The organism is Pseudomonas sp. URMO17WK12:I12 (genome assembly GCF_000514395.1).
Classification (GTDB): domain Bacteria; phylum Pseudomonadota; class Gammaproteobacteria; order Pseudomonadales; family Pseudomonadaceae; genus Aquipseudomonas; species Aquipseudomonas mucoides.
Genome location: NZ_AZVV01000010.1, coordinates 202561 through 216091 on the forward strand (window position 1 = coordinate 202561; position 13531 = coordinate 216091).

Consider the following 13531-nt stretch of genomic DNA (forward strand, 5'->3'; position numbering starts at 1 on the left):
GGAGCGATGTTCGGAGGCATAAAAAAGCCCCGCCTGGGTGACCAGACGGGGCTTTTTATGGCCTAGGCGTTAGACGAGAGGTTTAGGCTCGTGCTCTTTTTCCTGGGCTTGTTCGTGTTGTTTTACGGCTTCCTGAACGGAGCGCGGTGCTTCTTCGATGACCGACTCGGCAACAGGTGCCGCTTCGACCACTTCAGCAACAACCGGAGCCGGTTCGGCAGCGACAGGCGCTTCAACCGGTGCCGCAGCGGCAGCCAGTTCGGCTTCCTTCTGCAGACGCTCGGCTTCACGCTTGCGACGACGCACTTCACGCGGGTCGTTCGGCGCACGGCCGCTTGGCGTCAGGGCACTGACCGGGGCCGCTTCTACGGCTGGTTCAGCCACTTCGGCAACAACCGGAGCCGGTGCTTCAACGACTGGAGCAGGTTCGGCAGCCACAACCACTGGCTCGGAAACCTTCGCTTCAGCCACTACAGCTTCAGCCACCGGTGCAGGCGCTTCAACAGCAACCGTCTCGGCAACCCAGTTGAACGCGGTTTGTTCTTCACGAACTTCGCGGACAGCTTCGGTCACGGTTTCAGTGACAGTTTCGGCAGCAGGCTCGGCAGCCACCACTGGCTCGGCGACAACAGCCGCTTCAACCACCGGTTGGGCTTCTTCACGAACAAACGCTTCACGAACCGGAGCCACTTCGATTTCCGGCGCGGCGGTTGCTTCGACCGGAGTCGTTGCTTCAACCACTGGCGCTTCAACCGGAGCCGTTTCCTGAACAGACGCCGTTGCGCGTTCAGCTTGCTCGTGAGCCTGGGCTTCAGCCGGTGCGCTGATCACGGTGCTGGCAACGGCTGCGGTAACCGCCAGGCCAGCGGCCAGATCCGCAGTGCTTGGCGCATCGTTGCTTTCGCCAGCTTCGTTACCTTCGGATTCTTCCGAACCTTCGATCACGTTGCCGTTGGCGTCGCGTTGACGCTCGCGACGGTTGCTGCGACGACGCTGGCCACGGGAGCGGCGGCGTGGACGATCGCCTTCGGCGCCTTCCTGACCGTCTTCCTGCAGTTGCTCTTCGTTGCCGGTCAACTCTTCTTCAGCAACGGCGGCAGCCGCTTGTTCCGCACGTGGCTGACGTTCTTCACGCGGTGGGCGTGGCGCACGTTCTTCACGTGGCTGGCGAGCCGGACGCTCTTCAGCGGTAGCCGTTGCAGCAGCAGCGGCCGGAGCAGCATCCAGAGGCTCGCGCAGTTCACGAACCGGACGCTCTTCACGATCGCCACGTGGCTTGCGGTCTTCGCGCGGAGCACGCGGTGCACGTTCTTCACGAGGGGCGCGAGGTGCGCGCTCTTCACGTGGAGCACGTTCTTCGCGGGCTACGGCCGGAGTTTCTTCACGGGCTTCGCGTGGCTCGCGGGGTGCGCGCTCTTCACGCGGTGCACGTTCCTCACGAGGCTTGCGTTCTTCATCGCGGCGACCATTACGGTTGCGGCTCTGCTGACGACCGTTGCGACGCTCTTCGTTACGGGCCGGACGCTCGGTGGTCACTGGTTTTTCAACCACAACCGGAGCAGCAGGCTCTTCCTTGGTCGCGAACAGGCTGACCAGCGACTTCACCAGGCCTTTGAACAGGCTTGGTTCTGGCGCGGCAGCCGGTGCAGCCACTGGTGCGGCAGCGACGACTTCGGTCGGAACCGGAGCGTTGGCGCGGGCCGGAGCCGTCTTGACCGCAGCTTCCTGGCGAACCAGGGTGCGGGTCGCAGCGGCTGGCTGGACTTCTTCGACTTCGGCAGCGGCAGCAGCGATTTCGTAGCTGGACTGGCCGACAGCGGCTTCCGGGCTGTCATCGCGCAGACGCTGAACTTCGAAGTGCGGCGTTTCGAGGTGATCGTTCGGCAGAATGACGATGCGGGCACGGGTGCGCAGTTCGATCTTGGTGATCGAGTTGCGTTTTTCGTTGAGCAGGAACGCAGCCACCGGGATCGGCACTTGTGCGCGAACTTCGGCGGTGCGGTCTTTCAGGGCTTCTTCTTCGATCAGGCGCAGGATCGCCAGCGACAGCGATTCAACATCACGGATGATGCCGGTGCCGTTGCAACGCGGGCAAACGATGCCGCTGCTTTCGCCCAGGGATGGACGCAGGCGCTGACGGGACATTTCCAGCAGACCGAAGCGCGAAATGCGACCGACTTGCACGCGAGCGCGGTCGGCTTCCAGGCATTCGCGGACTTTCTCTTCCACGGCGCGCTGGTTCTTGGCAGGGGTCATGTCGATGAAGTCGATGACGATCAGGCCGCCGATGTCGCGCAAGCGCAACTGACGGGCGATTTCTTCGGCAGCTTCAAGGTTGGTCTGCAGGGCGGTTTCTTCGATGTCGCTGCCTTTTGTGGCGCGCGCCGAGTTGATGTCGATGGACACCAGGGCTTCGGTCGGATCGATAACGATGGAGCCGCCGGAAGGCAGTTCAACGACGCGCTGGAAAGCGGTCTCGATCTGGCTTTCGATCTGGAAGCGGTTGAACAGCGGAACGCTGTCTTCGTACAGCTTGATCTTGCTGGCGTACTGCGGCATTACCTGGCGGATGAAGGTCAGGGCTTCGTCCTGGGCTTCAACGCTGTCGATCAGCACTTCGCCGATGTCCTGGCGCAGGTAATCGCGGATGGCGCGGATGATCACGTTGCTTTCCTGGTAGATCAGGAATGGCGCGGAACGATCCAGCGAAGCTTCTTTGATGGCGGTCCAGAGTTGCAGCAGGTAATCGAGGTCCCACTGCATTTCTTCGCTGCTGCGGCCAAGGCCGGCAGTGCGCACGATCAGACCCATGTCGGCCGGGGCAACCAGACCGTTCAGGGCTTCACGCAGTTCGTTGCGCTCTTCACCTTCGATGCGACGGGAGATACCGCCGGCACGCGGGTTGTTAGGCATCAGAACGAGGTAACGACCGGCCAGGCTAATGAAGGTGGTCAGGGCGGCGCCCTTGTTGCCACGTTCTTCTTTTTCGACCTGAACGATGACTTCCTGGCCTTCGCTCAGGACGTCCTTGATGTTGACGCGGCCTTCGGGGGCTTTCTTGAAGTATTCGCGGGAGATTTCTTTGAGGGGCAGGAAGCCGTGGCGCTCGGAGCCGAAATCGACAAAGGCAGCCTCAAGGCTTGGTTCGATGCGAGTAATCCGGCCTTTATAGATGTTGGCCTTCTTCTGCTCGCGTGCACCGGATTCGATGTCCAGGTCGTAGAGGCGTTGGCCATCTACCAGTGCAACACGCAACTCTTCGGGTTGAGTTGCGTTAATCAGCATTCTTTTCATGTAGTACCGTCGGTTTCCGGGCTGCCGGAAACGGCGTTCGGCACACACGACTTCTCACGGTCGGTGTCAGGTGCGTCAGGAGTGGTTGGCCACTCCAGTGTCTAGCGAACCCCGACCAATTGGGCCGGTGTCGCGACGTACGCGTCCTGCTTGCTGTGGCTACTTAAGCACTCAGTCAGGAGGAGGAATCAACCAGCGGCTGTGGACGAGATGAAGCGTCTTGATAAAGCCTATTGCTACACAGTCCAGCGGTTGTGCATCTCCACCCTACACGTATCCCTGATAATTCGGGTGCTGCCGCGCGCAGAATCCGCAGCGGGTTGGCATTTACCGTGAGCTCCGAAGGGGGAGGTCACGCATCATGGCTAATTTAGGCGTTGTTTCCGAAGCGTTCGCTCAGGGTCGTTCGTGGCTGACTGCACTTTGTGAACTGGCCGTGAATATTTGCTCGCAAGGCGAGTTAAAACTCTGCTTTGCGGCATGATTCAGGCCTCATGTCACCTGCGCTCGTTACAGCTGCAAACTCCACCGTTACGTAGCGAAAGCCCCGTAGGACGGCCTCGCGTCCTGGTGAATTGCGTTGGTCAGGGCCGGTTTTTGACCGTTGGTCCGCTGTCCAGGCCGCTTTTGGCGGCGTTCGCGACTATAGCAGCAATGATTAAGTGCTTCAATTCCATAAAAAATTGTTATCATCCGCGCCATGACGACTACAACCCCTTCGACCCCAGCCGTACAACTGCTGGAGGTCTCGCCGGAATATGCCGGCCAACGTATTGATAACTTCCTTCTCGCTCGGCTCAAAGGCGTGCCCAAGACCTTGATTTACCGCATTTTGCGTAAAGGCGAAGTGCGTGTGAACAAAGGTCGGATCAAGCCCGAATACAAGCTGCAGGCGGGCGATATCGTGCGCGTGCCGCCGGTTCGCGTGCCTGAGCGCGACGAGCCGGTGCCGCTGGCCCAGGGCCTGCTGCAACGCCTCGAAGCCTCGATTGTCTTCGAAGACAAAGCGCTGATCGTGATCAACAAGCCTTGCGGCATTGCGGTTCATGGCGGCAGCGGCCTGACTTACGGGGTGATCGAAGCCTTTCGTCAGTTGCGTCCCGATTGCAAGGAGCTGGAACTGGTTCATCGTCTCGACCGTGATACCTCCGGCCTGCTGATGATCGCCAAGAAGCGCAGCATGTTGCGCCATTTGCACACGGCATTGCGCGGCGATGGCGTCGACAAGCGCTACATGGCGCTGGTCCGTGGTAACTGGGCGGCTTCGATCAAGCAAGTCCGGGCGTCGCTGGGCAAGAGCAATCTGCGCTCCGGCGAACGCATGGTCGAAGTCGACGAGGAGGAGGGCAAGGAGTCGGTGACCGTGTTCAAGGTCCTGCGCCGCTTCGGCGACTTTGCCACCCTGATCGAAGCCAAGCCGATCACCGGCCGGACTCACCAGATCCGCGTCCACACCCTGCACGCCGGGCATAGTATTGCTGGCGATACCAAGTATGGCGACGAAGGTTTCAGCAAGGAAATCCGCGATCTGGGCGGCAAGCGCCTGTTCCTGCACGCCTACATGCTGACCGTGCCGCTGCCGGATGGTAGCGAGCTGAAATTGCAGGCGCCTGTGGATGAAATGTGGTCCAAGACCGTGGAGCGACTGAGTGCGCCACTCTGATTACAAGCTGCTGATTTTCGATTGGGATGGCACGTTGGCCGACTCCATTGGTCGGATTGTGGAGGCGATGCATGTCGCCTCCGAGCGCTCCGGATTTCAGTTGCGTGATGATTTTGCCGTCAAGGGCATCATCGGCCTGGGTTTGCCTGAGGCGATTCGCACCTTGTATCCGGAGATTGGCGATACCGAGCTTTTAGCGTTCCGTCAGCACTATGCCGATCACTACATCGCCGCCGAGGCTGTGCCTTCGCCGTTGTTCGAAGGTGTCGCCGAGTCGATGGAGGCGTTTCGTGCCGAGGGTTATCATCTGGCTGTAGCGACCGGCAAGGCCCGTCGCGGACTGGATCGGGTGCTGAAATCCCACGGCTGGGAGGATTATTTCGATATCACTCGTGCCGCTGACGAAACCGCCAGCAAGCCGCATCCGCTGATGCTTGAGCAGATTCTCGCGCATTGCGAGGTCCGCCCCGAGCAGGCGCTGATGATCGGCGATTCGTCCTTCGACTTGCAGATGGCGCGCAACGCCGGCATGGACTCGGTGGCGGTCAGCTACGGCGCGCAATCGATCGAGGCGTTGAAGTTGTTCGAGCCGGCGCTGGCTATTGATCGTTTTTCAGAATTGCATGCCTGGCTGAATCAGCGGGCTTAACCGGTTTTTGCTGGGGTAGATGTCATGACCGACGAATGGAAAGCGCCCGCCAAGGCGAGCGTAGAGAGCGGTGACGAAAAAAGCTGGAAGCTGCTGGAAAAGACCTTGCTGGCCGGCGTGCAGGAACAGCGCCGCTCCCGTCGCTGGGGGATTTTCTTCAAGTTGCTGACGTTCGTGTACCTGTTTGTGGCGCTGATCCTGTTCACGCCGCTGATGGACATGGAAAAGAGTGCGACCCGCAGCTCCAACTACACCGCATTGATCGACGTGGTTGGCATGATTGCCGACAAAGAATCGGCCAGTGCTGACAACATCGTCGGCAGCCTGCGTGCGGCCTTCGAGGACGATAAGGTCAAGGGCATCATTCTGCGCATCAACAGCCCGGGCGGCAGTCCGGTGCAGTCGGGTTATGTGTATGACGAAATCGTTCGTCTGCGTGCCCTGCATCCGCAGATCAAGGTGTACGCGGTGATCTCGGATCTGGGCGCTTCCGGTGCCTACTACATCGCCAGTGCGGCGGATCAGATCTACGCCGACAAGGCGAGCCTGGTGGGGTCCATTGGTGTAACGGCGGCCGGCTATGGCTTTGTCGGCACCATGGAGAAGCTGGGTGTGGAGCGCCGGACGTATACGTCAGGCGAGCACAAGTCGTTCCTTGATCCGTTCCAGCCGCAGAAGCCCGAGGAAACCCAGTTCTGGCAGGGCGTGCTGGACACCACGCACCAGCAGTTCATCAACAGCGTGAAGAAGGGGCGTGGCGATCGCCTCAAGGACAAAGAGCATCCGGAGCTGTTCTCCGGGTTGATCTGGAACGGTGAACAGGCGCTGCCGCTCGGTCTGATCGATGGCCTGGGCAATGCCAGTTCGGTGGCCCGTGACGTGATTGGCGAGAAGGAGCTGGTGGACTTCACCGTTCAGGAATCGCCGTTCGATCGTTTCTCGAAAAAGCTTGGTGCCAGCGTTGCCGAGCAATTGGCGATGTGGATGGGCTTTCACGGTCCATCGATGCGCTGATTCTGAGGCTGCATAATAAACCGGCCTGTGTGGCCGGTTTTTTATGCCTGCGCGGTCCTTGTAGCAGTTAGGGGATTTGCACGCCTTCGGCCAGCAGCATGTCGATCAGGCGAATCAGCGGCAGGCCGATCAGGCTGGTGGCATCAGGGCCTTCGGTGCTTTGAAACAGGCTCACCCCCAAACCTTCGGCCTTGAAGCTGCCAGCGCAGTCGTAGGGCTGCTCGGTGCGCAGGTAGCGTTCGATGCGTGCCTGATCCAGCGTGCGCATGTGGACGGTGAACGGCACGCAATCGACCTGGCATTCACCGGTCTGGCTGTTGAGCAGCGCCAGGCCGGTGAGGAAGGTCACGCTGGCGCCGCTCGCGGCCAGCAGTTGTTCGCGGGCGTTTTCGAAAGTGTGAGGTTTGCCGATAATGCGGTCGCCGAGTACCGCGACCTGATCGGAGCCGATGATCAGATGAGCGGTATGGCTGCCCGAAAGCGCCTGGGCTTTTTCTTTGGCCAGGCGTTTGACCAACTCGATGGCCGGCTCGCCCGGTCGGTGGCTTTCGTCGATATCCGGCGAGCTGCAGGTGAATGGCAGCTGCAAGCGAGCCAGCAATTCCCGGCGATACATCGAGCTTGAAGCGAGTAATAAAGGCAGCATGCGCAACTCCAAAAGTCAGGCGCGAATTCTAGCGGAGGCTTGCAAGTGACGGACAGGGCTGAATTTCCTTTGACATGGCTGGGTGCATCCCTATAATGCTGCGCCTATGTTGAATGACCCGATTCCACCTCACGTTGACCCGCGCAAATTGGCTGACCGTGGCACCACCCTTCAAGGTGAACTGCTGCTGGCCGATTTGGAGAGACTCTGCGACCCGCTTTCCGACACTGTCGGTACGGTGCAGGCTAAATTCGTTTTTGAACGAGATGAACGTAAATCTGTGGTCATCCACAGCTTTATCGACACCGAGGTCAAAATGGTTTGCCAGCGTTGTCTTGAGCTGGTCACCCTGCCGATCCATAGCGAATGCAGTTATGCTGTGGTGAAGGAGGGTGCGAATACCCAGTCGTTGCCGAAAGGTTATGACGTGCTGGAACTGGGCGAAGATCCATTGGATCTGCAGTCACTGATCGAGGAGGAGCTTCTGCTCGCCTTGCCCATTGTGCCTGCTCATCATCCGGAAGAATGCCAGCAGCCGGCGGGTCTCGATGAGCCCGAACCGAGCGAGGACGAGGTAACGCGGTCCAACCCGTTCAGTGTATTGGCGCAGTTAAAGCGTGACCCAAACGTTTAGGAGTTAATCAATTATGGCTGTTCAGCAGAACAAAAAATCCCGCTCCGCCCGTGACATGCGCCGTTCGCACGACGCTCTCGAGGCGAGCACCCTGTCTGTAGAAAAAACCACCGGTGAAGTTCACCTGCGTCACCACGTATCGCCAGAAGGCGTATACCGTGGCCGTAAAGTGATCGACAAGGGCGCTGACGAGTAATCACTTGTCCGCTCAAGTCATCGCGATTGACGCAATGGGCGGGGACTTCGGTCCCCGCAGCATTGTTCAGGCCAGCCTTGCTTGCCTGTCTGCTACACCCTCGCTGCACCTGACCCTCGTCGGTCAACCTTCCCTACTTGAAGAATTGCTCTCTGGCCAATCGGCTGTGGATCGCTCGCGCCTGTCGATCGTGCCGGCGTCCGAAGTCATTACCATGGACGAAAAGCCTGCGCAGGCCCTGCGTGGCAAGCCCGATTCGTCGATGCGCGTGGCGCTGGAGTTGCTACGTGATGGCAAGGTCCAGGCTTGTGTCAGTGCCGGTAATACCGGTGCGCTGATGGCGTTGTCGCGGTTTGTGCTCAAGACCTTGCCGGGCATTGATCGTCCGGCGATGGTGGCGGCGATTCCGACACAAAAGGGCTATTGCCAGTTACTCGACCTGGGCGCCAACGTCGATTGCAGTGCCGAGCACTTGTTGCAGTTCGCCGTTATGGGCTCGGTGGCGGCGGAGACGCTCGGTATTGTCCGCCCGCGTGTCGCGCTGCTGAACATTGGCACCGAAGACATCAAGGGCAATCAGCAGGTCAAGCTGGCTGCCACGTTATTGCAGGCAGCCCGGGGCATCAATTACATCGGTTTTGTCGAAGGTGACGGTTTGTACCGTGGCGAGGCGGATGTGGTGGTGTGTGACGGTTTTGTCGGCAATATCCTGCTCAAATCCAGCGAAGGCCTGGCGACCATGATTGCCGGGCGCATCGAAGCCTTGTTCAGGAAAAACCTCGCCTCGAAAATGGTCGGTGCCCTGGCGCTGCCGTTGATGAAACGGCTGCAAGCCGATCTCGCGCCTGCGCGGCACAACGGTGCCAGCTTCCTCGGTTTGCAGGGGATTGTGGTGAAAAGCCATGGTTCGGCGGGTGTGCAGGGCTTTCAGAGCGCCATTTCCCGTGCGCTGATCGAGATTCAGGAAAACCTGCCGGAACGGATACACGGTCGTCTGGAGGATTTGTTGCTTTAGGCGTTTTCGTCGGACAATGCTTAAATGTGACCGCTCAGTTTAATTGGCCATCCAACTGTCAGTTTCTTGCGTCCCCAAGCGGGACGTCATTTCTCCGACGACAAGATCATTAGGGGCTCGTTACATGTCTGCTTCCCTCGCATTCGTCTTTCCAGGACAGGGTTCGCAGTCCCTCGGCATGCTGGCCGAGTTGGGCGCGCAACATCCGGTTGTCCTCGAAACATTCAAAGAAGCTTCCGATGCTCTGGGTTACGACCTGTGGGCACTGACCCAGCAAGGGCCGGAAGAGCAGCTCAATCAAACCGATAAAACCCAGCCGGCCATTCTGACCGCCTCGATCGCCTTGTGGCGTCTGTGGTTGGCCGAAGGTGGCGCGCGCCCGGCTTATGTTGCCGGTCACAGCCTGGGCGAATACAGCGCCCTGGTCGCTGCAGGCAGCCTGAGTCTGGGTGACGCCGTGAAGCTGGTTGAGCGTCGCGGTCAGTTGATGCAGGAAGCCGTACCGGCCGGGCAGGGCGGCATGGCCGCGATCCTCGGTCTGGATGACGCTGATGTACTGGCTGCCTGTGCCGAAGCGGCGCAAGGCGAAGTGGTCAGCGCGGTGAACTTCAACTCCCCGGGCCAAGTGGTCATCGCCGGCGCCAAGGCGGCGGTCGAGCGTGCCATCGAAGGCTGCAAGGCTCGTGGTGCCAAGCGCGCCATGCCATTGCCGGTCAGCGTGCCGTCGCACTGTGAGCTGATGCGCCCGGCAGCCGAGCGTTTTGCCGCGTCCATCGCTGCTATCGACTGGCAGGCGCCGCAGATCCCAGTGGTACAGAACGTCAGTGCCAATGTGCCGGCCGATCTGGAAACCCTCAAGCGTGATCTGCTTGAGCAGCTCTACAAGCCCGTGCGCTGGGTGGAATCGGTCCAGGCACTGGCTGCCAAGGGCGCGACCCAATTGGTCGAATGCGGTCCTGGCAAAGTGCTGGCCGGTCTGAACAAGCGTTGCGCCGAAGGCGTGTCGACATCCAACCTCAATACCCCAGACGCTTTCGCTGCCGCTCGTGCAGCGCTGGCCTGAATCAGGAGAAGCTTGCATGAGTCTGCAAGGTAAAGTTGCACTGGTCACCGGCGCGAGCCGTGGCATTGGCCAGGCCATCGCCCTGGAACTGGGTCGTCAGGGCGCCATCGTGATTGGCACCGCGACCTCCGCTTCCGGTGCCGAGCGAATTGCCGCGACCCTGAAAGAAAATGGTATTCAAGGCACGGGTCTTGAGCTGAACGTCACCAGCGATGAATCCGTTGCTGCGGTACTGGCGAGCATCACTGCACAGTTCGGTGCGCCGGCGATCCTGGTCAACAATGCCGGTATCACCCGCGATAACCTGATGATGCGCATGAAAGACGACGAGTGGCATGACGTTGTCGATACCAACCTGAACAGTCTGTTCCGCCTCTCCAAGGGCGTTTTGCGTGGCATGACCAAAGCCCGTTGGGGACGAATTATCAGTATTGGCTCTGTTGTGGGTGCCATGGGCAACGCAGGCCAAGTAAACTACGCAGCCGCCAAGGCCGGTCTGGAAGGTTTCAGCCGTGCACTGGCGCGTGAAGTCGGTTCGCGTTCGATTACGGTAAACTCGGTGGCCCCTGGGTTCATCGATACCGATATGACTCGCGAACTGCCCGAGGCACAGCGTGAAGCCTTGCAGACGCAGATTCCGCTGGGCCGTCTGGGACAAGCACAAGAGATCGCGTCTGTGGTCGCTTTTCTTGCGTCGGACGGTGCGGCTTACGTTACTGGGGCTACAATCCCGGTGAACGGCGGGATGTACATGAGTTAAATGTGACGGATCGCTTCAAAAAAATGTCATACGAGCTGTCTAAAATCCGTTATAAAGCTGCAATCTATTTATAGGCAGAGGGCTGTCGGGTTTGAGGAGTGAAGCTTTCAGTTGAAAAGCTGAAAAGTCTTTCTATACACTTACCCACTGGCCAGCTGCCTGAATTTGTCCATTAGGAGTGAAAACAAGGTATGAGCACCATCGAAGAGCGCGTCAAGAAAATCGTTGCTGAGCAACTGGGCGTTAAAGAAGAAGAAGTGGTCAACACTGCTTCCTTCGTTGAAGACCTGGGTGCCGACTCCCTTGACACCGTTGAGCTGGTGATGGCTCTGGAAGAGGAATTCGAGACCGAAATCCCTGACGAAGAAGCTGAGAAGATCACTACTGTACAAGCCGCAATCGATTACGTTACTAACCACCAGGCTTAATAGCTTGTAATCGTTGCTTGCTGTCATGGAAAAACCGCACTGCCATCACGGCGTGCGGTTTTTTCTTTAGGCCTGATGCAAAGTCGTCATTTGAAAAAAGGAGAGTGCTGTGTCGCGTAGACGCGTCGTAGTCACCGGTATGGGTATGTTGTCGCCACTGGGCACGGATGTGCCGAGCAGTTGGCAGGGCATTCTGGCTGGCCGCAGTGGCATTGGTCTGATCGAACACACCGACCTTTCTGCCTATTCCACCCGTTTTGGCGGCTCGGTAAAGGGCTTCAATGTCGAGGAATACCTGTCGGTCAAGGAAGCGCGCAAGCTCGACCTGTTCATTCAATACGGTCTGGCCGCAGGTTTTCAGGCGGTGCGTAACTCGGGGCTGGAAGTTACTGATGCCAACCGAGAGCGTATCGGCGTGGCCATGGGCTCGGGTATTGGCGGTCTGACCAATATCGAAGAAACCAGCCGCACCCTGCATGATTCCGGCCCACGGCGGATCTCTCCGTTTTTCGTGCCAGGCTCGATCATCAATATGATTTCCGGTTTCCTGTCCATCCACCTGGGTGCACAGGGACCTAACTACGCCATCGCCACGGCATGTACCACTGGTACGCACTGCATCGGCATGGCTGCCCGCAACATCATGTACGACGAAGCCGACGTGATGATTGCCGGCGGCGCCGAAATGGCCGCGTGCGGACTGGGCATGGGCGGCTTCGGTGCTTCCCGCGCGCTGTCGACCCGCAACGACGAACCGACCCGTGCCAGCCGTCCGTGGGACAAGGGCCGTGACGGCTTCGTCCTGTCCGACGGTGCCGGTGCCCTGGTGCTTGAAGAGCTGGAGCACGCCAAGGCGCGCGGCGCGACCATCTATGCCGAGCTGATCGGTTTCGGCACCAGTGGCGACGCTTACCACATGACGTCGCCACCGGCAGACGGTGCGGGTGCTGCACGTTGCATCACCAACGCCCTGCGTGATGCCAAGGTCAATGTTGATCAGGTTCAATACATCAACGCCCACGGCACCTCGACCTCGGCCGGTGACCTTGCCGAAGCCTGTGCGATCAAGTCGGTGTTCGGCGATCATGCCTACAAGCTGGCCGTCAGTTCGACAAAGTCCATGACCGGTCACCTGTTGGGGGCGGCGGGCGCCGTTGAAGCCATCTTCAGCGTACTGGCGATCAACAGCCAGGTCGCGCCGCCGACCATCAACCTTGATGAGCCGGACGAAGGCTGCGACCTCGACTTCGTACCGCACACGGCGCGCAACATGGACATCGATGTGGTGCTGTCGAACTCCTTCGGGTTTGGCGGGACCAACGGCTCGCTGGTTTTCCGCCGGTTCGCTGACTGATGGACAGCTGGGTCGACGGTCAGCCGGCTGACACTCTGTCGCTGAAGGATCGCGGCCTGGCCTACGGTGATGGTCTGTTTGAGACCATTGCCGTGCGCGGCGGGCAGCCGCTGTTGCTGGAGCGGCATCTGTCGCGTCTGGCGCAGGGCTGTTCGCGCCTGGCGATTTCGGCGGATCACGACCTGGTTCGCAACGAATTGCTGGCCTATGCCGCAGCGCTCGGTGAGGGCGTGCTCAAGCTCATCCTCACGCGCGGCGACAGTCTGCGCGGTTATGCGCCTGATCCTTCGGCGCAAGTCCGACGCATTCTGCAAGGCAATCCTCCGGCGGTATATCCCGCTGCGCATGCCGAGCAGGGCGTTCGATTGTTTCCCTGTGCCACACGACTTTCAAAACAACCCTTGCTTGCCGGGCTCAAACATTTGAACCGTCTTGAGCAAGTGATTGCCCGCTCCGAATGGCAAGACAGCGAACATGCCGAAGGCTTGATGCTGGATCAGGCCGGTCGCGTGATCGAGGGTGTGTTCAGTAATCTGTTCCTGGTGCGCGATGGCGTGCTAATCACCGCCGATTTGAAACGCTGCGGCGTGGCCGGTGTGATGCGTGACGAATTATTGTTTCAAGCCGAGTCATCGGGGATCCCCACGCAAGTGGGCGACATCACGCTCGAACAGCTGCAATGGGCCGATGAAGTCTTTGTCTGCAACAGCGTGTATGGCGTTTGGCCCGTGCGCGCCTATGCTGCGCTGAGCTGGCCGGTTGGGCCGCTCACCCGTAAACTCCAAACCATTGCCCGCGCGCTACTGGATGCTTGA

At 59.5% G+C, this 13531-nt stretch carries 13 protein-coding genes; 11 read left to right on the forward strand and 2 right to left on the reverse strand.

Going from position 1 to position 13531, the window contains the following annotated elements:
• Positions 1-69: 69 nt before the first annotated feature.
• Entirely contained in the window at positions 70-3294 is a 3225-nt protein-coding gene (gene rne, locus D882_RS0115175) for a ribonuclease E (protein ID WP_027924034.1), read from the reverse strand.
• 700 nt (positions 3295-3994) lie between these two features.
• Between rne and rluC the strand changes: the two genes are divergently transcribed.
• From rluC to D882_RS0115190, 3 genes are read left to right on the forward strand one after another with little or no spacing between them, the layout of a single operon-like run.
• Positions 3995-4957 carry a 23S rRNA pseudouridine(955/2504/2580) synthase RluC gene (rluC, locus tag D882_RS0115180; protein ID WP_027924035.1) on the forward strand — a complete coding sequence of 321 codons (963 nt, stop codon included), beginning with the start codon at positions 3995-3997 and terminating at the stop codon, positions 4955-4957.
• Positions 4944-5606 (forward strand): HAD-IA family hydrolase, encoded by a 663-nt coding sequence (locus tag D882_RS0115185; protein ID WP_027924036.1) that lies wholly within the window; start codon positions 4944-4946, stop codon positions 5604-5606. The genes rluC and D882_RS0115185 overlap by 14 nt, the downstream gene beginning before the upstream one ends.
• Before the next feature lie 24 nt (positions 5607-5630).
• A complete protein-coding gene (locus D882_RS0115190; RefSeq protein WP_027924037.1) occupies positions 5631-6620 on the forward strand; it encodes a S49 family peptidase in 990 nt (329 codons plus the stop codon).
• Positions 6621-6687: 67 nt separating this feature from the next.
• Here D882_RS0115190 and D882_RS0115195 read toward each other — a convergent pair whose 3' ends face one another.
• A complete protein-coding gene (locus tag D882_RS0115195) occupies positions 6688-7266 on the reverse strand; it encodes a nucleoside triphosphate pyrophosphatase (RefSeq protein WP_027924038.1) in 579 nt (192 codons plus the stop codon).
• A gap of 106 nt (positions 7267-7372) precedes the next feature.
• Here D882_RS0115195 and D882_RS0115200 point away from each other — a divergent pair, with 106 nt between their 5' ends.
• From D882_RS0115200 to pabC, 8 genes are all read left to right on the forward strand, one after another.
• Positions 7373-7900, forward strand: a complete 528-nt coding sequence (locus D882_RS0115200) for a YceD family protein (RefSeq protein WP_004371317.1) — start codon at positions 7373-7375, stop codon at positions 7898-7900.
• Positions 7901-7913: 13 nt separating this feature from the next.
• On the forward strand, positions 7914-8096 hold the full coding sequence (gene rpmF / locus D882_RS0115205) for a 50S ribosomal protein L32 (protein WP_003179396.1): 183 nt from the start codon (positions 7914-7916) through the stop codon (positions 8094-8096).
• Between the two features lie 4 nt (positions 8097-8100).
• On the forward strand, positions 8101-9111 hold the full coding sequence (gene plsX, locus D882_RS0115210) for a phosphate acyltransferase PlsX (RefSeq protein ID WP_027924039.1): 1011 nt from the start codon (positions 8101-8103) through the stop codon (positions 9109-9111).
• Between the two features lie 124 nt (positions 9112-9235).
• Positions 9236-10174, forward strand: a complete 939-nt coding sequence (gene fabD, locus D882_RS0115215) for an ACP S-malonyltransferase (protein WP_027924040.1) — start codon at positions 9236-9238, stop codon at positions 10172-10174.
• Positions 10175-10190: 16 nt separating this feature from the next.
• Entirely contained in the window at positions 10191-10934 is a 744-nt protein-coding gene (gene fabG, locus D882_RS0115220) for a 3-oxoacyl-ACP reductase FabG (protein WP_027924041.1), read from the forward strand.
• 191 nt (positions 10935-11125) lie between these two features.
• The gene (gene acpP / locus D882_RS0115225; RefSeq protein WP_003442511.1) at positions 11126-11362 is read left to right on the forward strand and encodes an acyl carrier protein; all 237 of its coding nucleotides are present in this window, start codon (positions 11126-11128) and stop codon (positions 11360-11362) included.
• A gap of 109 nt (positions 11363-11471) precedes the next feature.
• Positions 11472-12716 (forward strand): beta-ketoacyl-ACP synthase II, encoded by a 1245-nt coding sequence (gene fabF / locus D882_RS0115230; RefSeq protein ID WP_027924042.1) that lies wholly within the window; start codon positions 11472-11474, stop codon positions 12714-12716.
• Entirely contained in the window at positions 12716-13531 is an 816-nt protein-coding gene (gene pabC / locus D882_RS0115235) for an aminodeoxychorismate lyase (protein ID WP_027924043.1), read from the forward strand. The genes fabF and pabC overlap by 1 nt, the downstream gene beginning before the upstream one ends.

Coding starts and splice junctions, on each gene's coding strand:
- rne (WP_027924034.1), bottom strand. CDS start 3,294: ATGAAAAGAATGCTGATTAACGCAACTCAACCCGAAGAGTTGCGTGTT.
- rluC (WP_027924035.1), top strand. CDS start 3,995: ATGACGACTACAACCCCTTCGACCCCAGCCGTACAACTGCTGGAGGTC.
- D882_RS0115190 (WP_027924037.1), top strand. CDS start 5,631: ATGACCGACGAATGGAAAGCGCCCGCCAAGGCGAGCGTAGAGAGCGGT.
- D882_RS0115195 (WP_027924038.1), bottom strand. CDS start 7,266: ATGCTGCCTTTATTACTCGCTTCAAGCTCGATGTATCGCCGGGAATTG.
- D882_RS0115200 (WP_004371317.1), top strand. CDS start 7,373: ATGTTGAATGACCCGATTCCACCTCACGTTGACCCGCGCAAATTGGCT.
- rpmF (WP_003179396.1), top strand. CDS start 7,914: ATGGCTGTTCAGCAGAACAAAAAATCCCGCTCCGCCCGTGACATGCGC.
- fabD (WP_027924040.1), top strand. CDS start 9,236: ATGTCTGCTTCCCTCGCATTCGTCTTTCCAGGACAGGGTTCGCAGTCC.
- fabG (WP_027924041.1), top strand. CDS start 10,191: ATGAGTCTGCAAGGTAAAGTTGCACTGGTCACCGGCGCGAGCCGTGGC.
- acpP (WP_003442511.1), top strand. CDS start 11,126: ATGAGCACCATCGAAGAGCGCGTCAAGAAAATCGTTGCTGAGCAACTG.
- pabC (WP_027924043.1), top strand. CDS start 12,716: ATGGACAGCTGGGTCGACGGTCAGCCGGCTGACACTCTGTCGCTGAAG.